Origin of the sequence: Streptomyces hirsutus (assembly GCF_001418415.1) — a bacterium.
Lineage (GTDB): Bacteria > Actinomycetota > Actinomycetes > Streptomycetales > Streptomycetaceae > Streptomyces > Streptomyces hirsutus.
Genome location: NZ_LIQT01000092.1, coordinates 451 through 20,273, shown reverse-complemented (window position 1 = coordinate 20,273; position 19,823 = coordinate 451). Strand labels below are relative to the sequence as shown.

The 19,823-nt window shown below is 71.0% G+C and carries 15 protein-coding genes and 4 pseudogenes; 9 read left to right on the top strand and 10 right to left on the bottom strand.

The features are described 5' to 3' along the window. Nucleotides 1-5 precede the first annotated feature (5 nt). From AOK11_RS08105 to AOK11_RS08080, 6 genes and pseudogenes are all read right to left on the bottom strand, one after another. A pseudogene (locus tag AOK11_RS08105) lies at nucleotides 6-245 on the bottom strand (transposase); the annotation flags it as partial. Between the two features lie 255 nt (nucleotides 246-500). Then, nucleotides 501-1,979 carry a glycoside hydrolase family 32 protein gene (locus AOK11_RS08100; protein WP_055592963.1) on the bottom strand — a complete coding sequence of 493 codons (1,479 nt, stop codon included), beginning with the start codon at nucleotides 1,977-1,979 and terminating at the stop codon, nucleotides 501-503. A gap of 81 nt (nucleotides 1,980-2,060) precedes the next feature. Then, on the bottom strand, nucleotides 2,061-2,933 hold the full coding sequence (locus AOK11_RS08095) for a carbohydrate ABC transporter permease (RefSeq protein ID WP_055592962.1): 873 nt from the start codon (nucleotides 2,931-2,933) through the stop codon (nucleotides 2,061-2,063). Nucleotide 2,934: 1 nt separating this feature from the next. Then, the gene (locus AOK11_RS08090; protein WP_055592961.1) at nucleotides 2,935-3,870 is read right to left on the bottom strand and encodes a carbohydrate ABC transporter permease; all 936 of its coding nucleotides are present in this window, start codon (nucleotides 3,868-3,870) and stop codon (nucleotides 2,935-2,937) included. A 62-nt stretch (nucleotides 3,871-3,932) separates the two neighbouring features. Then, entirely contained in the window at nucleotides 3,933-5,234 is a 1,302-nt protein-coding gene (locus tag AOK11_RS08085; RefSeq protein ID WP_055592960.1) for an extracellular solute-binding protein, read from the bottom strand. A 146-nt stretch (nucleotides 5,235-5,380) separates the two neighbouring features. Then, a complete protein-coding gene (locus tag AOK11_RS08080; RefSeq protein WP_055592959.1) occupies nucleotides 5,381-6,415 on the bottom strand; it encodes a LacI family DNA-binding transcriptional regulator in 1,035 nt (344 codons plus the stop codon). Between the two features lie 269 nt (nucleotides 6,416-6,684). On the opposite strand from AOK11_RS08080, the gene AOK11_RS08075 reads away from it, so the two are divergent. Together AOK11_RS08075 and AOK11_RS08070 are read left to right on the top strand one after the other, a co-directional pair. Further along, nucleotides 6,685-7,413, top strand: coding sequence for a LamG-like jellyroll fold domain-containing protein (locus tag AOK11_RS08075; RefSeq protein ID WP_157869301.1), 729 nt, complete (start codon nucleotides 6,685-6,687; stop codon nucleotides 7,411-7,413). Nucleotides 7,414-7,762: 349 nt separating this feature from the next. Beyond that, nucleotides 7,763-8,290 (top strand): annotated as a pseudogene (locus AOK11_RS08070) (DUF4158 domain-containing protein); the annotation flags it as partial. 728 nt (nucleotides 8,291-9,018) lie between these two features. On the opposite strand, the gene AOK11_RS08065 reads toward AOK11_RS08070, so the two are convergent. After that, nucleotides 9,019-10,257 carry a PP2C family protein-serine/threonine phosphatase gene (locus tag AOK11_RS08065; protein ID WP_107098522.1) on the bottom strand — a complete coding sequence of 413 codons (1,239 nt, stop codon included), beginning with the start codon at nucleotides 10,255-10,257 and terminating at the stop codon, nucleotides 9,019-9,021. Between the two features lie 453 nt (nucleotides 10,258-10,710). Here AOK11_RS08065 and AOK11_RS08060 point away from each other — a divergent pair, with 453 nt between their 5' ends. The 7 genes from AOK11_RS08060 (at nucleotide 10,711) to AOK11_RS08030 (ending at nucleotide 17,376) form a co-directional block, all read left to right on the top strand. Then, complete coding sequence (locus AOK11_RS08060) at nucleotides 10,711-10,926, top strand: hypothetical protein (protein ID WP_055592956.1); 216 nt, start codon at nucleotides 10,711-10,713, stop codon at nucleotides 10,924-10,926. Nucleotides 10,927-11,237: 311 nt separating this feature from the next. Next, nucleotides 11,238-12,125, top strand: coding sequence for an SDR family oxidoreductase (locus AOK11_RS08055; RefSeq protein WP_055592955.1), 888 nt, complete (start codon nucleotides 11,238-11,240; stop codon nucleotides 12,123-12,125). A 221-nt stretch (nucleotides 12,126-12,346) separates the two neighbouring features. Then, nucleotides 12,347-12,559 carry a hypothetical protein gene (locus tag AOK11_RS08050; RefSeq protein WP_055592954.1) on the top strand — a complete coding sequence of 71 codons (213 nt, stop codon included), beginning with the start codon at nucleotides 12,347-12,349 and terminating at the stop codon, nucleotides 12,557-12,559. A gap of 108 nt (nucleotides 12,560-12,667) precedes the next feature. After that, nucleotides 12,668-13,810 carry a polyprenyl synthetase family protein gene (locus tag AOK11_RS08045; protein ID WP_055592953.1) on the top strand — a complete coding sequence of 381 codons (1,143 nt, stop codon included), beginning with the start codon at nucleotides 12,668-12,670 and terminating at the stop codon, nucleotides 13,808-13,810. Further along, nucleotides 13,807-15,387 carry a phytoene desaturase gene (locus tag AOK11_RS08040; RefSeq protein ID WP_055592952.1) on the top strand — a complete coding sequence of 527 codons (1,581 nt, stop codon included), beginning with the start codon at nucleotides 13,807-13,809 and terminating at the stop codon, nucleotides 15,385-15,387. The genes AOK11_RS08045 and AOK11_RS08040 overlap by 4 nt, the downstream gene beginning before the upstream one ends. Continuing rightward, nucleotides 15,374-16,369 carry a phytoene/squalene synthase family protein gene (locus AOK11_RS08035; protein WP_055592951.1) on the top strand — a complete coding sequence of 332 codons (996 nt, stop codon included), beginning with the start codon at nucleotides 15,374-15,376 and terminating at the stop codon, nucleotides 16,367-16,369. The genes AOK11_RS08040 and AOK11_RS08035 overlap by 14 nt, the downstream gene beginning before the upstream one ends. Further along, a complete protein-coding gene (locus AOK11_RS08030; protein WP_107098523.1) occupies nucleotides 16,366-17,376 on the top strand; it encodes a Rieske (2Fe-2S) protein in 1,011 nt (336 codons plus the stop codon). Before AOK11_RS08035 ends, AOK11_RS08030 begins: the two co-directional genes overlap by 4 nt. On the opposite strand, the pseudogene AOK11_RS39310 reads toward AOK11_RS08030, so the two are convergent. The 3 genes and pseudogenes from AOK11_RS39310 to AOK11_RS44600 all read right to left on the bottom strand — a co-directional run. After that, nucleotides 17,374-18,882, bottom strand: a pseudogene (locus AOK11_RS39310) (FAD-dependent oxidoreductase); the annotation flags it as partial. The gene AOK11_RS08030 and the pseudogene AOK11_RS39310 overlap by 3 nt on opposite strands. Continuing rightward, nucleotides 18,879-19,610, bottom strand: coding sequence for a methyltransferase domain-containing protein (locus AOK11_RS08020; RefSeq protein ID WP_055592964.1), 732 nt, complete (start codon nucleotides 19,608-19,610; stop codon nucleotides 18,879-18,881). The pseudogene AOK11_RS39310 and the gene AOK11_RS08020, both read right to left, overlap by 4 nt. Then, nucleotides 19,607-19,823, bottom strand: a pseudogene (locus AOK11_RS44600) (lycopene cyclase family protein); the annotation flags it as partial. The pseudogene AOK11_RS44600 and the gene AOK11_RS08020, both read right to left, overlap by 4 nt.

The following is a 19,823-nucleotide window of genomic DNA, read 5'->3' as shown; positions in this document are numbered from 1 at the left end:
GCTCCTCACCAGCTGGTCTCGGCCGCAAAATACTTCGCGTCCCTCCGCAGGATTTCCCGCTCAAGCTCGAGTTCCTTCACCCGCGCCCGCAGCTGCCGGTTCTCCTTCTCCATCGCGGTGGCCTCGCCCGCCCCGGGCTGGGCCGCCTGTTCGGCATCCCGCACCCACGTGCGGAGCGTCTCGTGGTTGACACCCAGGTCCCTGGCCACCGACGCATACGTCCCACCCGGACTGGCGTGGGGTACAGCGCGACGGCGTCCGCCCGGAACTCAAGCGAGTACTTCGACGTCCCCAACGGGAACTCCTGTTCTTCGGATCCTCACGATCCAATGATCAGGGTGTCCACGATCAAGGGGTAACGCCCCGCGCCGGGTGCACGCGACGTGCTGCGAGGGACGTAACCGACCGCATGCGTTGCAGGCTGCGTGACCTGCACGCGTGCAGGCGGATTTGTCTTTCAGGTGGACGAGCTACGGAACAAGACGTACCCATCCGGCTCGTCAGGGTCGTGTGAGTTCAGCGTCCCGCCCCTGGCCTGCCAGAACCGTCTCCTGATGGACACCGCCCGGGGCCAGGTTCCATGCTTCGACGGCGAAGTCGCTGCGTCCGGCGCCTGTCGTACGGGCCTGCAGCCGCCACGGCCCGTCGGCGAGCGGATAGAACCTCAAGGTGAGGACCTGCTCGTCGGCCAGATAGACCTCTGCTATCGAACGGTCCACGATCATGCGCAGTTCGACGGGGGTGCCCGGGCGGGTCGCCGCCGGACACGGGGCGGTGTACGAGCCTCCCCGCGCACGCGCGTCCAGTGATGCGTGGCCGCGGTCGACGATGAGGTGCCCCGCCGCGGGGTCGAGGCTGATGTCGAGGTACTCGGAGCCGTCCGCCGAGGTGACCAGGCGCAGCCCGCTCGTACCGGTGGGGTCGGGGATCAGGGCGGCGGTGAGGTCGAAGGTGCGGCTGACCTGACCGAGTTCGGCCGGCTCGGGACGCGTGACGTGGCCGGTGCGGTGCAGTACACGCGCGCCGCGCAGCGCCAGCAGTTCGCGGGCGGGGCGTTGGACAACCGTGCCGTCAGCGGTGAGGCTCACCTCGCGGGGAAGCGTGAGGACGCCTGCCCAGCCCGCTTCGTGCGCCCAGCCGTCGTCGCGGGCCTCCCAGGCCCAGCCCCACAACAGCCATCGGTCTTCCCCGGGGGCCTTCAGCAGGGCGGGAGCGTAGATGTCGGGGCCGTGGTCCAGCGGTACGGGGGAGGCGGCTGGCGTGAAGCGGCCGTTCTTTTCATGGCCGGTGTGGACGGTGGTGTGGCTGGGGCCGTTCTGCGGGGTCCAGTCGCTGACGATCAGGATGCTCCGGTCGCCGAACGTCGCGTACTGGGGGCATTCCCAGCCGATCGGGCCGGTGCAGGGCGCGGCGTCGCTGGTGTGGAAGGGGCCGAGGTACGCCCAGTTTTCCAGGTCGTCGGACTCGTACAGCAGCGCTGCGGCGCGGCCGTCGTCGAGGGCGGAGCCGACCAGCATCCGCCAGCGCTCGTCCTGCCGCCAGACGTAGGGGTCCCGGTACATGGTGGTGCCGGCAGGCGGCTCAGCGATGAGCAGTTGGGGACGTTTGGCCCAGGTGCGGCCGTTGTCCTGCGACTCGGCGGTCGTGATGGGCTGCCACCAGCGGTCGTTGCGATGGGCGGAGTAGAAGGCCACCATGCGGTCGTCGACGGAGACTGCGTTGCCCGAGTAGCAGCCGTCGGCGTCATAGCCGCCGGGTGTGGGAGTGAGGGCTACGGGGAGGGGCTCCCAGTTGATCAGGTCGGGGCTGCGGAAGTGGCCCCAGTGCACGTTCGAGTGCTGCGGGCCGTGCGGGTTGTACTGGAAGAACACGTGGTAGTGCCCGTCGTGGAAGACCAGCCCATTGGGGTCGTTGATCCAGTTGCGGGGCGGTCGCAGATGTATCGCCGGGAGGTGGGGGTCGGCAGGCAACGCGGACACACAGGGCCTTTCTCAGGGTGCGCGAAGCACACGGGAGTCATGAGGACGAGGAGGGCGAACGGCGTGGTGCCGCTGTGCGGGTCAGCCCTTGACGCCGCTGGAGGCGATGCTGTTGACGAAGGAGCGCTGGAACGCCACGAAGAGAGCCAGGATCGGCACGGTGATCATGGAGGAGTACGCCATGATCTGGCCCCATCCCACGTTCAGCTGGAAGAAGTAGGAGATACCCACCATCACCGGCCGCAGTTCCTCGCTCTGCACGACCATCAGCGGCCACAGGTAGGAGTTCCAGGCCGGCAGGAAGGTCAGGATGGCCACGGTGGCGATGGCCGGCCCGGACAGCGGCATGACGATGCGGCGGTAGATGGTGAACCAGCCGGCGCCGTCCACGATGGCTGCCTCGTCCAGCTCCCTGGGGATGCTCTGGAAGTACTGGTGGAAGAAGAAGACCGAGAAGGCGTTGGCGACGAACGGCAGGATCTGCACCTGGTAGGTGTCCATCCAGCCGGTGCTCCACTCCAGGTGGAACCCGTTGACGCTCAGCAGCGGAAGTTGGTTGACCCACCACACCAGCGGCAGCGCGAAGGTTTCGAACGGCACGATGAGAGTGGCGATGACCGCGGTCAGGACGAGTTTCCGGCCGGGCCACTGCATCCGTGACAGGGCGAAGGCGGCCATGCTGTTGACGACGATGCCGAGCACCACCGTGATCGAGGAGATCAGCACGGAGTTCAATAGGAACCGTGCCGCCGGGACTCGCTCGAACACAGCCATGTAGTTGTCCAGCGACAGGGCGCCGACCGGCAGGAAGGCCCGCAGGGAGTCCAGGTCACCGAAGATCTGGTCGTCCGGCTTGAACGACGAGACAAGCATGAAGACGAGTGGGAGCGCGAAGACCAGGGCCAGGACGATGCGGCCGGTGTGACCGCCGAAGTGCTTGAGGAAGGAAGTCATGTCAGTCCTTCTCCCGAGTCAGGAAGCGCTGGACGAGGGACACACTCAGTACGAGCACGAAGAAGATCAGCGAGACGGCCGCCGCGTAGGCGGTCTGCTGCTGGTCGTAGCCGGTGTGCACCGCCTGGTAGACGACGGTGGTGGTGGAGTCGAGAGGTCCGCCCTGCGTCATCACCCTGATCTGGGTGAAGAGGCTGAGCGCCGCGATCGTGATGGTGACGAGCACGAACGTACGGGTGGCGCGCAGTCCCGGCCAGGTGACGTGGCGGAAGCGGTGCCAGCGGGTGGCTCCGTCGAGATCTGCGGCCTCGTACAGTTCGGCGGGGATGGTCTGCAGCCCGGCCAGCCAGATGATCATGTGGAAGCCGACGCCCTGCCACACCGACATCAGAATGATGGCGGGCATAGCGGTGGCCGGGTTGCCCAGCCAGTCCGGGCCCTCGACATGGCCGAGGGTGAGCGTGGAGATGACGTGGTTGACCAGACCGTCCTTCCGGTAGAGGAAGGTCCACAGGAGGGACACCACGACCATCGAGGTGACAACCGGCAGGAAGTACACGGTACGGAAGAAGTTGATACCACGTACCTTGGCGTTGACCAGCAAGGCCAGCACCAGGGCGAGTCCGGCCTGGAGCGGGACGACGACGGCAGCGAAGTAGGCCGTGTTGCGCAGGGACTTGTAGAAGGTCGGGTCCTGGAAGAGCAGGGTGAAGTTCCTCAGGCCCACGAAGCGGGCTGGGGTGGGCGAGACGAGCTTCGCGTCGGTGAACGCCAGGGTGAAGGCCAGAGCGACCGGTACAACGAGGAAGACGATTAGTAGCACGACGGCCGGGGTGGCCATGCCGAAGGCGGTGAAGCTCTCACGGCGACGGGCGTTGGTCGTTCGGGTTCGCCGGACCGGACGCAGCCGCTCCCGGGCTGCGATCGTGGTGGGCACGGTATCTCCAGAGGATCGGTCCGGTTCGGACGGCGGGTCGCGCTCGAACCGGACCGGACGGGTCAGTTGGAGTAGTAGTTGTTCGTCTTCAGGTTGCTGTCGATGTCCTTCGCGGCCTGGCCGAGAGCGTTCTTCGGGTCGGCGCCGGCCAGGATGTCCTTGGCCGCCTTCTCGAACTCGGTGGAGATGTAGGGGTAGGCCGGGGTGGCGGGGCGCACCGTCACGTACTCACGCGCGAACTGGACGAGCACGTCGAACTTGCCGCCCGGCTGATAGTCCGCGATCTGCTGCGCGGCGGCGTCGGTGGCCGGGATGGTGCTGGTGGCCTTGGCGTAGTCGACGAAGTACTTGGTCTGGCGGGAGAACTTCAGCCACTCCTGCGCACCGGCCTTGTTGGAGCACGTGGAGCTCATCGCCCACTGCCAGGAGGCGCCGCCGATCTTGGGCCCGTTACCGAAGTCCACCGGTGGAATGATCGCCAGGTCGTCGCCGAGCTTCTCGGCGTTCTTGGCCGCGTTCCAGCTGCCGTCCCACTGGATCGCGCTCTTGCCGGCCAGGAAGTCCTTGTTCGGGTCGGCTCCGGACTTCTTCGCCATGTAGCCATTGGCCACCAGCGAGTGGAACCAGGAGGCCCACTCCACGGCGTTCTTGCCGTCGAGGGTGCCCGAGGCCGTCTTGTAGTCGTCACGGTCGATCAGGTCCCCGCCAAAGCTCTGCAGCTGCGGGGAGTAGCCGTACGACCACCACTCGCCGGTGCCGCCGGTGCCCATCTCCAGCGGGTACTCGAACTTGCCGCTCTTCTTCAGCTTGGCGAGCCCCGCGTCGAACTCATCCTTCGTCCAGGGCTTGTCCATGGTGGGAACACGGATGCCGTGCTCGCCCAATACGGACTTGCGGGCGAAGAAGGCCAGAGAGACATCGTAGAAGCCGAACGCGTAGAGCTTGTCCTTGTAGTCTCCGACGGTGCTGGCCAACTGGTCGGACAAGGGCACTTCACTGCCGGAGACGTCGATCGGGGACAGGTAGCCGCCCCATGCCCAGTTCGCCACGTTCGGGCCGTCCACGTCGAGCAGGCAGGGCAGCTTGCGGGCGGAGGCTGCCGCTACGACCGAGTTGTTGTAGTCGCTCTGCGGGAACGCCTGCAGCTTGACCTTGTACTTGTCCTGGGAGCCGTTGAAGTCCTTGATGATCTTCTTGACGACGTCGAGTTCCACCGAGTTGCCGGCGTTGTGCGTCCACAGGGTCAACGTGTCGCCGCTGGCACCGGACGTGCTTCCGCTCCCGGAGGTGCATCCGGCGACCAGCGCGGTCGCCGCTGTGACGGCTACACTCGCAGCAGCGAGGCGTCTTGTTCTGAACAGCATGAGGTTCCTCCATCTCACTGAGACGGGTTTTGCAGGACCCGCCCTCGGCGACCGGTTGCGACGGTCGCTGTTCTTGGTGGTCGTCCCGTCACCCGCATCCGTCTTCATCGGTGCGGGCGGCGGGACGGCTGTCTTCGGTGGCGGTGTCAGCCGCTGGTGGGAGCGGCGATGGAGGCACGGCTTTGAAGCGGCATGGGCACGCGGTGCACGACTGCTTCAAGCGGACCCGTGCGGAGGATCAACTCCATCGCGAGGTGCCCGAGTTGGTAGTGCGGCAGCCGTAGCGTGGTGAGCGCCGGACGCAGCACGGACGCGATGTCCTGATCGTCGAACGAGATGACCGACACATCGCCGGGCACCGACAGACCTGCCTCACCAAGCGCCTGGTAGGCGCCGAAGGACACCCGATCGGCCAGACACACCAGCGCGCGGGGCCTGTGCCCCGCCGCCAGCAGGGCGGACACCTCTCGGTAGCCGTCAAGCGTGTCCCAGTCGCACTCGACGACGCCTTCCAGGCGTGCCCCGCCCTCCCGAAGGACTCCCTCCAGGCCGCGCATGCGCTCGTTACCGGCGATGATTCCCTCGGGTGTGGCCGGAACGGCCTGGTGGCCGCCAATCGCCCAGATGCCCTCACTCTGGCCGGCGGCGAGCAGAGCCCGGGCGGCGTCCCGTCCGGCCTCGAACTCGTCCGGGACGACGGAGGGTGCATCGAAGCCGGGGGCCAGGCAGTTCAGCAGAACCACCCGGCGCCCGAACAGCTCCTTGGGCGGGGTCACGTACCGGGTGAACATGGACGCGTAGATCACCGCGTCGACCTGGCGGTCCAGCAGCGCGTGGACCAGCGACGACTCGGCGGCGCGGTCGCCGCCCGCCTCGGTGATGAACAGCAGGTGGTCCCGCTCCCGGGCGGCCTCCATGGCGCCGCGGATCACATCGCCCGCGAACGGTGTCGTGGTGATCCGGTCCGAAACGAACCCGATCGTCTGGGTGGACTTCGTCCGCAGGCTGCGCGCCGTGACGTTCGGGCGGTAGCCCAGCTCCCGGGCGGCCTCCAGCACGCGTTCGCGAGAGGCGTCGGAGATGCGCATGTCAGTCCGGCCGGACAGGGCGAACGACGCGGTCGTCGGCGAGACGCCCGCCTTGCGGGCAACGTCGGCCATGGTCACGCGGCGTTCGGACATCAGAGGATCAGCCCCGTTCGGCTAAATCGTATTAGCAAGGTGTGATGAGAGTGCTTCACTCGTCATGCACTGTCAACACCCCGGACATCTCACCTGCGTAACGGTGGCCTTATGTGACGTTATCGCCAGTTTTAGAGGGTGCGAAGTCGAAATCCGTATGCGTTAGCTCTTGCTTTAGCGGCGGCGACGCACGAACCATGCCGACCCATCACCTAAATCGAATTGACAGGCCGTCAGGTTGCCGTCGGTCTCATATCCCAGGAGCCAGCATGAGGAGAAGAACAGCCCTCAGGGTCGTGTCCGCCGCCGTCGGCGGCGCCGTCGTACCCCTCTCGTTCGCCCCTGCTCCCGCCGCCGCCCATGGACACACCACCCTTCGAAGCCCCACCGCGCATTGGGACTTCGAAGAGCACACCGGCGCAGTCACCCGCGAGGCGGTCTCCGGCTCCACGGACCCCGTCGACTACGTCTTCAACGACGCCCGCTACAAGCCCGGCAGCGATCCCGTACGTCGCCGCGGCGTGCTCGGCCGGGCACTGTACTTCGACGGTTGCTCCACCATCGTCACCGCCGAGGGCCCCGGCAAGCTCGACGTCACCGGCGGCATGACCATCGACATCTGGATCGCCCCCTACGCCTACGAGCACGGCATCGACGGCAAGCCCCAGGGCCTGGTCAACCAGCACGCCCCGGACGCAAGAACCGGATTCCTGCTGGGCCTGCGCCGCTTCGGGCAGATCGTCTTCGACAGCGACCTGGTCGAGGTCAAGGGAGCCCCGGACCAGCCGGCCGCCAAGAACAGATGGACCCACATCGCCGCCACCTACGACCCGGCCGCCCACCAACTGCGCCTCTACCGCGACGGCCTGCTGATCGGAACCGCCGCCACCCCGACCAGGCCCCCGTACCGGCCTCCAGCGAGCCTGTCCTCATCGGGAGGCACAACCGCCCCACGCTACTCAACGGCGAGTTCCACGCCAACATGTACATGGGCCTGATGGACAGCCTCGTCATCCGCTCGGGCGCCCTGGACGAGGCGACGGCACGCAAGGAGCACGCCGCAAAAATCGCCGCGCGCCCGGCCACCGTGTGCCTCGTCCGGACCTGACCCACGACCGGGCCCGTTTCGATGGTGACCGGCACCGTCCCCAGTTCCACATGCTGCCGCCCTGGCACTGGATGAACGAGCCGCACGCGCCGGTGCACTTCAAGGGCAAGTAGGGGGCTGAGGAACATCCGTGTCAGATCGTGCGCTAGGGGTTCGCCGGGCTGTTTGGTGCTTTGACCTGGGGTGATTGAGCGTCGGAGCCTTCGTGGGTCGTTGTTGTCGATCTTCGGAGAGCTGTTGTGGCGGTCGAGTTCCTGACGGATGAGCAAGCGGCCCGGTACGGGTCGTTCCATGAGGTGCCCTCGCGGGCGGAGCTGGAGCGGTACTTCTTCCTGGACGACGCGGACCGGGAGGCGGTGCAGGCCAAGCGGCGTGCGCACAACCGGCTCGGGTATGCGGTCCAGCTGACGAGCGTGCGGTTCCTGGGCCGGTTCATGCCGGACCCGCGGCAGGTGCCGGCGGAGGTGGCCGAGTACCTGGCCGGGCAGTTGGAGATCGCGGACGCCTCGTGCCTGAAGCTGTACGACGAGCGGGACGGCACGGCGCGTACGCACGCCGGGGAGATTCAGGAGGCCGGGGGCTGGCGGGACTTCGCCGAGGTCCGCGAGGAGCTGGCGGCCTGGCTGGACGCGCGGGCGTGGACGACCGGCGACGGGCCGAAGGCGTTGTTCGACGCGGCGGCGGGCTGGCTGCGCGAGGGCCGGGTGCTGCTGCCGGGGGTGAGCCGCCTGGCCCGGCTCGTCGGTAACGTTGCGCTTGCCGATAACCTCATCCGCCCTGGTCGGAGCTGGTGTGCGGGATGCCGAGTGCGGTCGGTCGAGTCCGTGCCGTCGCGCGGCTGTCGATCAACGCGGCATGATGACCAACCGTGCTGCTGCGACTGGCCTACTTGGGCATGGCGAACGCGTTCGCCATGCTGCGCCTGCTACCGATGAGCGATCGGGACAAGGACCCGGACCTCAGAGGTGTGATGTAGCGGGTGGCGGTGACTTCGGTCAGCATTCTCCCAGGCCGTTCGACTCTTCGCTCCTACCGTCCACGACCGCCCCTCCGGTCTCCGGCATGAAGTGAGCATAGTAACCAGCGTGACCGTCGCGGCGAGGAGTGCCCGAGCCACCGTGCCGACGTCACCACGGGCTCCCCCGCCTCCAGCACGTGGAATCCCCCCTCGGCGCCGCCTCCCACTGCCACTGCCACCGCCACTGCTTCGCCGATCGGGGAAAACCTCTGCCGCGACGGTATGCGGCCCACCCGGTGGGGGATCCACTTCGCGCAGAGGGCCTGGGCAACCGCCGACGCCCTGCGGACGGCGTGTTTCTCCACAGTCACGCCGCACGTCGGCCGGAGTACCGGCCTCGTCCTCTCCTCCGGAGTCCCGAACCGCTTCCACGGTCCGTCCGCCTCGGCGATCGTCCGAAGGCGGGCGGCCTCCTCCGTCGGCCTCCGTCGACCGGCTCGCGGTCGCGGAGCGCCGGGGGGCCGCTCGCGGCGGTCATCAGCTGTCGCTTCGTGCGGCCGGTGAGGCCTGCCGGACGTCCGCGCCGGAGCTGACGTGCCGCTGGGTCTCCTGGGGGCCGTGCCAGTCCAGGCAGATCACGGTGGCATCGTCTTCGAGCCGGCCGCCGGGGGCGGCGTCCCGGACCGCGGACGTCAGCATCAGCGCGGTCTCCCGCGGGTGCAGGTTCCGGGTGCGCTCGAGCAGGTCGGGCAGGTCGACCTGCTCCCCCTGCCGTTCGAGCATGCCGTCGGTCAGCATGAGCAGACGGTCACCGGGTCGCAGATCGATGTCCTGAACCCGGTAGGGGCGGGACGCGAGCGCGGCCAGCCCGAAGGGATGGTCCACTTCGCAGGTGATCTCCTCCGCAGCCCCCTCACGCAGGCGCAGCGGCCAGGGGTGGCCGGCGTTGACGAGCTGGGCCCGCCCGGTGTGGAGGTTGATACGCAGCAGCTGGCCGGTGGCGTGGCCGTGTCCATAGTCGGCCAGGGCCCGGTCGGCCCGGTGGGCCTGGTCGGCCAGGCCGGCTCCTGCGCGGCGGGCGCCACGCAGGGCACCCACCAGGACCGTGGCGGCCAGCGCGGCGGAGATGTCGTGGCCCATGGGGTCGGTCACCGACAAGTGCAGGGTGTCGTGGTCCAGTGTGTAGTCGAAGGTGTCGCCGCTGAGGTCTTCGGAGGGCTCCAGGCTCCCGCACAGCGTGAACTGCGCGGCCTCGCACGACAGCGAGGAAGGCAGCAGCTGGTACTGGATTTCTGCTGCCAGGGTGGGGGGCCTGGAGCGTTTGCCCCAGATGTAGAGGTCGGTGAAGTGCCCGTTGGCGATCACGACGTAGGCCAGGACGTGGCCGACTTCCCCGACCGCGTCGAGGACGTCGTCGCCGGCGCCGGCCGGCAGGAGCAGTTCGAGCAACCCGATGGCGTCCCCCCGGTTGGTGACCGGCACGATCACCCGCTGTCCCCGGCCGGTCGTCTCCCGGTACAGCCGCTGGGTACGGATCACCTCCTCGTAGACGCTGCCGGGCAGGGGGATCCGCTCCGCTTCTCTCCCACCCTCCGCGGTATGGGAGGTGGACAGCCGCGCCACCGACTTCCCCGTCAGGTCCACGATGAGGAAGGAGACCTCCGTGGCTCCGAAACGCCGCCGCAGGTACTCCGCGACCACGTCGACGGCCTCCACCGGCGCCGCCGTCTCCGCTGCCGTCAGCAACTGAGGAAATTCGCTCTGCCCACCGCTCACGGCTACGGCCCCTTTCGCGGCCCCTCGTACCAGCTTGGGAACCGCCATGGTGAGAGTCAATCCGTGACCGGTCACGGTCAGTGAAGTATGGAGGGAGCAGGTCATCGGATGTGTTGCTCCGGCGGGACCGGCAGGAGGGAGAAGTGGTCCCGATGGCCTCGGGTGATGAGAACGGCGTCGTCTCCAGCCTCAGCAGGGCCGTCCCGGGTTCCGCCGACCGGTGGAGGGAGTCCGGCGGGGAGCCGGGAGCGTCGGGGTGCCGGAGCCGGCCATGGCGTCCTCCCGCATGCCGTCTCCGCGGCCGCTGCCGTGGCGGCGGCGGTGTCAGGGGGTGGGTTCAAGAGCGGGTGGATCAGTTGGGCCGCATGGCCGTCATCCGGGCGCGTCACCCGGCGTGCCCGGATGGGCTGGACGGCTGAGCCTGTCCCCGCCTCCCGAAAGCAGAGGTTCTTCATGATCGTCAAGAAGCTGCACGCATCCGGCATCCGTGCCGAGCGCGCCTACACCGCCGGCTTCCTCTCCATCGGGATGTCCGTCATCACCAGGTGCGCTTCCCCGAGTGTGGAGAAGAAGGGCGAAGAACGCGCCGACCGCTTGGGCATCTTCGTCGGAGAGTGGGCTCCCACGTTCTTCGCCCTCGGTCTGGCCTTGTCCACCTGCGAGAAGTGACGGCGGACATCGCACAGCGGCTTCGGAGGCCGTCGCGCGACCGAGCCGCCGCTCATGGCCGGAAACGATGAGCCGCTCGGCGCCCCGTGACGACTCGGCTGCGGCGTACTGCTCGTCGCCCTCCTGGTCCGCTCCTTCCTGCGGCCGCGCCGATGCCCGGCCTCGGGCCGTTGGCCCAGGGCCCCGGCCCGCCCGTCACCGGACCCGAGGACGGGGAAGCAGTCGGCGTGGCGGCGCCCCGCATGCCGACCACAGCGTCCGCCCCTACCGTGAGGGGAGGGGGAACGCAGCCACGGGAGAGGAACCGTTCCATGCCGGTCGCCGGGAGCCCGCTGCACGGACGGACGGCTGTCGTGACCGGAGCGGCACGCGGTCTGGGGGCGGCGATGGCCCGGGATCTGGCCGGCCGGGGTGCGAAGGTGGCGCTGCTCGGGCGTGAGGAGAGAACGCTGGCCCGGGTCAGGGACTCCCTGCCGGCGGGTGCGTCCGAGTGCTGGGAGGTCGACGTCACGGACGACCGGGGCATGGCCCGGGCCCGCGCGGAGATCCGTGCGCGGCTCGGATCGCCTTCCCTCGTGGTCGCCAACGCGGGAGTGGCCGAGGGCGGGCCGTTCGCCGAGTCCGATCCCGCGGTCTGGCGCCGGGTCATCGAGGTGAACCTGATCGGCAGCGCCGTCACGGCCCGGACGTTCCTCGGAGACCTGTTCGAGACTCGGGGTTACTTCCTCCAGGTCGCGTCGCTCGCGTCCCTCGGTGCGGCCCCGATGATGAGCGCGTACTGCGCGTCGAAGGCGGGGGTCGAATCGTTCGCCCACTCACTGCGGGCGGAGGTGGCCCACCGGCGTGTGGGCGTCGGGATCGCCTACATCAACTGGACGGACACCGACATGATCCGCGACGCCGACGAGTACGCGGTGCTGCGGGAGCTCCGGGGCCACATGCCACTGCCGGCGCGCAAGGTCTACCCCGTCGAGTACGTGGCGGGCCGGCTGGTCACCGCGATCGAACGGCGCCGTCCGTCCGTCTACGTGCCCCGCTGGCTGCGGTCGGCCCAGCTCGTGCGCGCCGCGATGCCTCCTGTGGTGACGATGCTGTCGCGACGTGAACTGCCTCGTCTCGCCGCCGGGGAACCGTTCGAGGCCACGGGGCTGCTCGGCGCCGGTGGCCGGGCCGACCAGGCCGGTTCCCCGCATCGCTAGTGCCCCGGCAGGCGACGTTCGCCCGTCAAGGAGCGGCGTCCGGTGCATGCTCTCGGCGTACCGGCCGGAAGTCCTCGTACTGGACGTACTTGGACTTTCGGCCGGTGCGGCGAAGGGGGTACCTCCCTGCTCGAGCGAAGCCGAGAGCTCGGGGGCGCGTGCCGGGCGTCGCGACGGGGCGAACGTCGCCTGTTGGGGCACTGGAGCCTCCCGTTCGGATCGTGCCGGGCTCACGGGCGCGGCCGGCCGAGAAGGGCGGGACCGCCGACGTGACCGTCGGGATCAGCGTCGGCGACCTCGTGTCGCGGGCCGGTGCGCTGCGGCCGGACCGGCTCACCGGCATCGCACAAGCGCGCCGTCAGGAGCGCGTCCGGGGTGACATGCCCGGGGTGACATACCGCCATGACGCCCACGCCGCTGGGCCGGTGGAGTGACTGTCCTCCGGGAGGGACTCCGTAACGGGCAGGAATCAGCGCATCCGCGCAAGGGCACTCGGCGGAAGCACTGGTGTGCAGGTGACCGAGAGTGAGAAGAGGTTGTGTATGTGGGGACCCGGGCCCACCGTGGCCGAACCGATCGGGCCCGCAGACGGTCCGCTCACGGCCCTCGACGCCGTCCACGCCGTCGAGGCGGAACTCGGGCACGTCCTCGACGAGGCACTGTGCCGGGCCCGTGCCGTGGACCCGCTGTTCGCGCGTGACGTCGCCGGCCGGGTCACCTCGTTCGTCCTGCGGGGCGGGAAGCGGCTGCGTACGGCGTTCGCGTGGTGCGGCTGGCGGGCGGCGGGCGGCTCGGGCGACGCGACGGCGCTCCTGCGGACGGGCGTCGCGCTCGAGCTGGTGCAGGCGTGCGCTCTCATCCACGACGACGTCATGGACGGTTCGCCGCTGCGCCGGGGCGCGCCCGCGGTGCACGTCGACCTCGCCCGCATGCACCGCGCCGCGCGGATGACGGGCCCGCCCGAGGCGTTCGCGACATCCGCCGCGGTACTCGCCGGCGACCTGGCCCTGGTCTGGGCGGACGATCTGCTGACCGGGACGGCGCTCGGCTCGCCGTACGGCCCGCAGCTGTACCGCGAGTGGCGGGCGATGCGCGGCGAGATGGTCGCGGGGCAGTACCTGGACATCCACGCGCAGGCCGCCGGGTCGTCCGGTGTCGACGAGGCGGTGGGCATCGCCACGCTCAAGAGCGCCCTGTACACGGTCGAGCGCCCACTGGCGCTGGGTGCGTCCCTGGCCGGCGCCGACGCGCAGACCCTGGACGCGCTGCGCTCCGCCGGACGGTGTGCGGGGCTGGCCTTCCAGCTCCGCGACGACCTCCTCGGCACTTTCGGCGACCCGGACCTGACGGGCAAACCGGCCGGTGACGACCTGCGGGCCCGCAAGCTGACCTACCTGCTCGCCGTCGGCCTCCGGCTCGCGGAGGCCTCCGGGGACCGGGAGGCGGCCGACGTGCTCGGCCCGCACGCCTCCGCCCGGTCGGACGAGACCGTGGAACGGATGAGGGCGGCACTGAAGCGGACCGGTGCGTGGACGGTCGTGGAGGACAGGATCACGGAGCTGGCGGTGACGAGCCTGCGGCACTTCGCGAAGGCCGGTGCGGACCCCGCCGTACGGCGGGAGTTCGCCGCGCTGGTCGAACGGGCGTCGGGCGTTGCCCCGGAGCGGACCGGGGAGGCCGCGTGAGAACCGTGCCGGGGGCGACGGATCACGTCGTCGTGGTGGGTGCCGGGCTGTCCGGCCTCGCGTGTGCCCTGCATCTGCTGGGGGCGGGCCGTCGGGTGACGGTCGTGGAGCGGGACGCCGGTCCGGGCGGCCGGTCCGGCCGCGTGCGCCTCGGCGGCTACGAGGTGGACACCGGTCCCACGGTGCTGACCATGCCGCACCTGGCCGACGAGGCCTTCGCCGCCGTCGGCGACAGCCTCGCCCGGCACGTCGAACTGACGGCCCTGCACCCGGCCTACCGGGCGTCCTTCGCGGACGGGACGTCGCTCGACGTCCACACCGACGGCGAGGCCATGGAGGCGGAGGTGCGGCGGTTCGCCGGGCCGGCCGAGGCGGCGGGCTACCGCGGGCTGCGGGAATGGCTGGAACGGCTGTACCGGGCGCAGATGCGCCGGTTCATCGACACGAACTTCGACTCGCCCTTCCAGCTCCTGCACCCGGACCTGGCCCGTCTGGCGGGGCTGGGCGGCTTCGGACGGCTGGACCGCCGCATCGGCCGCTTCCTCTCCGACCCCCGGCTGCGGCGTGTCTTCTCGTTCCAGGCGCTGTACGCCGGAGTCGCCCCGGCCAGGGCCCTCGCGGCCTATGCGGTGATCGCCTACATGGACACCGTGGCCGGTGTCTGGTTCCCCAAGGGCGGCATGCACGCGCTGCCCCGCGGCATGGCGGACGCGGCGGCCGGCGCGGGCGCCGACTTCCGCTGGTCGTCCGAGGTGACCGCGCTGGAGCGCTCGGCCGGCCGGGTGCGTGCCGTGCGGCTGGCGTCGGGCGAACGGATCCCCTGCGACGCGGTGGTGCTGACCTGCGAACTGTCCGCGGCGCACCGGCTGCTGGGGCGTGCCCCGCGGCGCCCGGTGCGGCTGCGCCATTCGCCGTCCGCCGTGGTCCTGCACGCGGGGACCGACCGGACCTGGCCCGGTCTCGCCCACCACACCCTCTCCTTCGGCGCGGCCTGGGAGCGCACCTTCCACGAGCTGACCCGTTCGGGGCGGCTGATGAGCGACCCGTCCCTGCTGATCACCCGGCCGACGACGCACGATCCCGCCCTGGCCCCGCCGGGCAGGCACCTCCACTACGTGCTGGCCCCCTGCCCGAACACCGCTGTAGGACCCTCGGCCGCCGCCTGGCGGGAACTCGGTCCGCGCTACCGCGACAGCCTGGTCGCCGAGCTGGAGCGCCGGGGCCTGGACGGGTTCGCGGACAGCGTCCAGGAGGAAATGCTGGTGACGCCGCTGGACTGGGCCGCGCAGGGGCATGCGGCGGGCAGCCCCTTCTCGGTCTCCCACACGTTCGCCCAGACCGGCCCGTTCCGCCCGCGCAATCTGGTGCGCGGCCTCGAGAACGTCGTGCTGGCCGGCTGCGGGACCACCCCCGGCGTGGGCGTGCCGACGGTACTCATCAGCGGCAAGCTCGCCGCCGCGCGCGTCACCGGCGGCGTCCGCGGCAATTCCGTCCGCGCCGTCCGTACCCGTCCGGCACCGCGCGTCGCCCGTGCCGCCGCGACCCCGGCCGAGGAAGGCATCCATGACCCGTCGTGAACTGGACGCCGCCGGGATCACCGATCCCGCGCTGCGCGCCGCCTACACCCGTTGCAGACGGCTCAACGCCCGCCACGGCAGAACCTACTTCCTGGCCACCCGGCTGCTCCCGGTGGAACGCCGCTCCGCCGTGCACGCGCTGTACGGCTTCGCCCGCTGGGCGGACGACATCGTGGACGACCTCGACCGGCCCCGGGCGCCGAAGGAACGGGACCTGCTGCTGCGGCGCCTGGAGAGCGACCTCGCCCACGGGCTGCGTACGGGCGGCGGGGACGAGCCCGTGGTCCGGGCCGTGGCCGACACCTCCGCCCGGTACGACATCGAGCACACGCTGTTCGCCGACTTCCTGGCCTCGATGCGCAGCGACCTGCACGTCACCGACTATCCGACCTACGCCGACCTGCGCACCTACATGCACGGCTCGGCGGCCGTGATCGGACTGCAGATGCTGCCCGTGCTCGGCACGGTCACCTCACGCGAGGAGGCGGCACCGCACGCGGCGGACCTCGGCGTCGCCTTCCAGCTCACCAACTTCCTGCGCGACGTCGGCGAGGACCTGGACCGGGGCCGTGTCTACCTGCCGGCGGACCTGCTCGCCGCCCACGGCGTGGACCGGCCCCTGCTGGAGTGGAGCCGCCGCACCGGGCGTCACGAGTCGAGGATCCGCGAGGCGCTCGTCGCCGCCGAGGCCATGACCAGGAAGGTGTACCGGGCGGCGGAGCCGGGCATCGCCATGCTCGACCCGCGGGTACGCCCCTGCATCCGCACCGCGTTCACCCTCTACCGCGGCATCCTCGACGCGATCGCGGACCAGGGGTACACGGTGCTGCACCGCCGGGCGGTGGTCTCGCGCGGGCGCCGTGCGGCCACGGCCGCCGCGGGAGCCGTCCACATCCTGCGGGCGCGACGGCACGCCCGTACCGCGGACGGGGCGCCCCGTGCGGCCCGCCCGGCACTTCGGGGGAAGGGATCCGTGCGGTGAGGGACCGAGCGAACCGGACCGGCTGGACACCGCCGCTGCGACGGCGGCGGCGCCGGTCCGGCTGGGCGGCGCAGACGCCGACCTGGCGGGAGGCGCGGCCCGCGCTGATCGCCGACGTCCTCAAGCGGGCGTCCGCCCGTCCGTCCGGGAACTGGTTCGTCGTCGGTGCCTCCCGGGACGTGCGGGCCGGCGACCGACCGTACGGCAGGACGGTGGGCGGGGTCGAGGTCGTGCTGTGGCGGTCGGACACGGGCGAGCTGCACGCCGGTCCGGGGGCCTGCCCGCACCTCGGCGCTCCCCTGCGCGACAGCCGGGTGGTGTGCGGCACGCTGGTGTGCCACTGGCACGGACTGGCCCTGGACGGCGGCCCGTTCGCCGGCTGGGATCCGTATCCCGTCCACGACGACGGCGTACTGGTGTGGGTCCGGCTGGACGCGGTCGGCGGCGAGGAGCCGACGGAGCGTCCCTCGGTGCCGGTGCGGCCGGCCGCGGGCAGCGGGGTGGACGCCGTGTTCACGGCGGTGGGGGTGTGCGAGCCGCAGGACGTGGTCGCCAACCGGCTGGACCCGTGGCACGGCTCCTGGTTCCACCCCTACTCCTTCGTCGATCTGACGGTGGCCCGGCCGCCGCGGGGCGAGGAGGACGACGCCTTCGTCGTCGACGTCTCCTTCCGGGTGACCGGCAGACTGGTGGTGCCGGTCCGGGCGGAGTTCACCGCTCCCGGGCCGCGTACGGTCGTCATGCGCATCACCGAGGGCGAGGGGACCACGTCCGTGGTCGAGACCCATGCCACGCCGCTGACCGGAAAGGCCGACGAGCGGCCGCGGACCGCCGTGATCGAGGCGGTCGTCGCGGCCTCGGACCGGCGGGGTTTCGCGCTGGCACGGGCCGCCGCGCCCGCGCTGCGCCCGTTGATGCGCCGGACGGCCGGCCGGCTGTGGCGCGACGACCTGGCGTACGCGGAGCGGCGCTGGGCGCTGCGCAGCACCGGACGGTTTCCGGGCTGAGCGGCCGGACCGGGGGACCGTCCACAGCACCTGCCCCCGGACGCCCCGGTCGCCGAGCAGGGTGTTGGCCGCCAGGAAGCCGGTGGTGGCGGCGCGTTCCATCAGGGCCACGGGCAGGTCGCAGCGGATGGCGTCACCGGCCAGGGCCACCCGGGGGTCGGGAGTGCGGACGGTGGGCCGCCGGGAGTGGGTGCCGACCGGGAAGAGCGGGCAGTCGGCGCGCCGTTCGTGACGGGCGTCCACGATCCGCGCCGTCCGGGTCTCCGGGTAGACCCGGTGCAGGCTGTCGATCAGCCGGCTCCGCACCGCCTCGGGCTCCGCGTCGGCGGCGTAGGCGTGCAGTTCCACGACCGAGCCGCCGGTGCGGGCGGCCCACCGCGCGGCTTCGCCCTCGTAGCGTTCCAGGACGCTGATGTTGTCGAGGCCGTCGTAGCCGCTGGTGCCGAGGAACCCGGCGCGGTCGGCACGGACCGGCCGGTCGAGCCAGAGCCGGGAGACGGTGAAGGGCGGGGCGGTGCGCAGGGCGGCGATGTCCTCGCGCCAGGCGGGGGTGCCCAGACCGGGCGACGCCGCGACGACGCCGCGCAGGGCCCCGGGGTCGAGGGCGAGCACCACCGCCTCGTGGCGGTCCGCGGTGGCGCCGGCCCGCACCTCCACTCCCCCGTCGTCGCACGGGTGGACGCCGTGCACGGGCGTGCCGGTGCGCACGTCCGCCCCGAGACGCTCCAGGTAGTCGCCGAGCGGCTCCCACAGGGCCTGGGGGAAGGGCTCGTTCGGCACGTCGAAGAGCAGTCCCTCGGAGGAGCCGAGGAAGTAGATGTGGAACATCAGCAGGAGTTCCGCGGCGGACAGTTCGCGCGGGTCGGCGAAGAAGCTGCGCGAGAACACCTCGAACGCCAGATGGTGCGCGGCTTCGGGGAAGCGGACGCGTTCCAGGAACCGGGTCGCGCTCAGGGAGTCGAAGCGCTCGTAGACCTCGGGCACCCGGACGTCGAGGAGGGGCAGCGCGGCCCGGGGGTCCATGGCGGTGAGGTCGCGCCAGCCGAAGGTGGGGCTGAGGGCGACGAACCCGAGGGCGCTGAACGGTGGGGTGCGCGGGACGCGGGCGAAGCTGTCGGTCAGCCCTCCGCTGTGCCGTAGCGGGTAGTCGGGCAGCGGACGGAGACGGTCGAGCGCGGGATCGGTACGCCGCAGCAGGCCGCGCAGGTTGTAGTACTGGCGGAAGAAGGCGTGGAAGCCGCGGCTCATGGTCGCCTCGCTGCCGTCGGCGAGGCGGGTGCGCCATCCCGCGAGACGTCCGCCGAGCGACTCCTCCCGTTCGTAGAGGGTCACGCGGGCGCCTCGTTCGGCCAGGAGGGTGGCCGCCGCGAGACCCGCGATCCCCCCGCCGATCACGGCGACGTCCGGTGCGTCCGCTCGGGCGAACCGGTCCCGGCCGGGCGCGGGCATCAGGACTTCGGCCTTGCGGTCCCGGCCCCGCCGGGCGGCACGGTGCGCCCTGCTCATCGGTCGTCCTCCGCTGTCGTGGCGGAGCCGTTGCGGGCGAGGAAGGTGTGCACGATCCCGGTCTGCCATCCGGCGACGGGGACGGCCCGTACGCCCGTGAACCCGGCGTTCTCGAGCCGGTCGGCGAAGTCGGGGGCCTCGTCGAAGTCGAGGACGCTGCGCCACAGGTGGTGGTAGAGGGCACGGTTGCCGCCGAGGGTGCCCGCGGGGACGATCACCCCCCGGCACACGGCCGTCCACAGGGCGCGGTGGGCCGCCGAACCGCTGAGGCTGTACTCGTGGACGGCGAGGCGTCCGCCCGGTCGCAGCAGGCTCCGGACGGCGGCCAGGACGCCGTCCGGGTCGGTGACGTTGCGGAACAGGTAGGCCGCGAACACCGCGTCGTACGGTCCCTTTCCGGCCGTGGCCACTTCCTCGGCGGTCAGGTGCCGGAAGCGCACGTGGGCCGGCCACGGTTTGGCCCGGGCCCGCCGGAGCATTCCCGACGAGGCGTCGACGGCGGTGATCCGGGCGTGGGGCGCGGCCCGCAGGAGGGCCCGGGTGGAGGCGCCCGTCCCGCATCCGAGGTCGAGGAGGTGCAGCCCGGCCCCGCCACGGGGCAGCCGCAGCCGTCGCGCCGAGCGCAGGAGGTCGGTGCGGTAGCCGGGGCTGAGGGCCGTGAGGCGGTCGTAGGTGTGCGACGCGTGGTCGAAGGCGCGTGCCAGGTCGCGGTCGCGCAGCAGTGTCATCGCCGGCTCTCTCCGATGCGTGGGGCGGGGTGGGTACGACGGGACAGGAAAGGGACTTCGACGGCGGTCCGGAGCATGGGGCCGATGGGGGTGCGCAGGCCGATGCCCCACTCCTCCCGGGGTGAGGTGTCGCCGTCGAGGAAGCGCAGCAGCCGTTCCGGCGGAACGCGGCGGAACAGGCCGGTGAAGAAGCCGGGGCCGTCGACCCGCCCG

What these genes read in the sequence shown, in the direction of transcription:
- AOK11_RS08080 (WP_055592959.1), bottom strand. Translation starts at nt 6,415, where the DNA reads ATGTCCGAACGCCGCGTGACCATGGCCGACGTTGCCCGCAAGGCGGGC.
- AOK11_RS08085 (WP_055592960.1), bottom strand. Translation starts at nt 5,234, where the DNA reads ATGCTGTTCAGAACAAGACGCCTCGCTGCTGCGAGTGTAGCCGTCACA.
- AOK11_RS08055 (WP_055592955.1), top strand. Translation starts at nt 11,238, where the DNA reads ATGCCGGTCGCCGGGAGCCCGCTGCACGGACGGACGGCTGTCGTGACC.
- AOK11_RS08075 (WP_157869301.1), top strand. Translation starts at nt 6,685, where the DNA reads ATGAGGAGAAGAACAGCCCTCAGGGTCGTGTCCGCCGCCGTCGGCGGC.
- AOK11_RS08020 (WP_055592964.1), bottom strand. Translation starts at nt 19,610, where the DNA reads ATGACACTGCTGCGCGACCGCGACCTGGCACGCGCCTTCGACCACGCG.
- AOK11_RS08060 (WP_055592956.1), top strand. Translation starts at nt 10,711, where the DNA reads ATGATCGTCAAGAAGCTGCACGCATCCGGCATCCGTGCCGAGCGCGCC.
- AOK11_RS08035 (WP_055592951.1), top strand. Translation starts at nt 15,374, where the DNA reads ATGACCCGTCGTGAACTGGACGCCGCCGGGATCACCGATCCCGCGCTG.
- AOK11_RS08095 (WP_055592962.1), bottom strand. Translation starts at nt 2,933, where the DNA reads ATGACTTCCTTCCTCAAGCACTTCGGCGGTCACACCGGCCGCATCGTC.
- AOK11_RS08045 (WP_055592953.1), top strand. Translation starts at nt 12,668, where the DNA reads ATGTGGGGACCCGGGCCCACCGTGGCCGAACCGATCGGGCCCGCAGAC.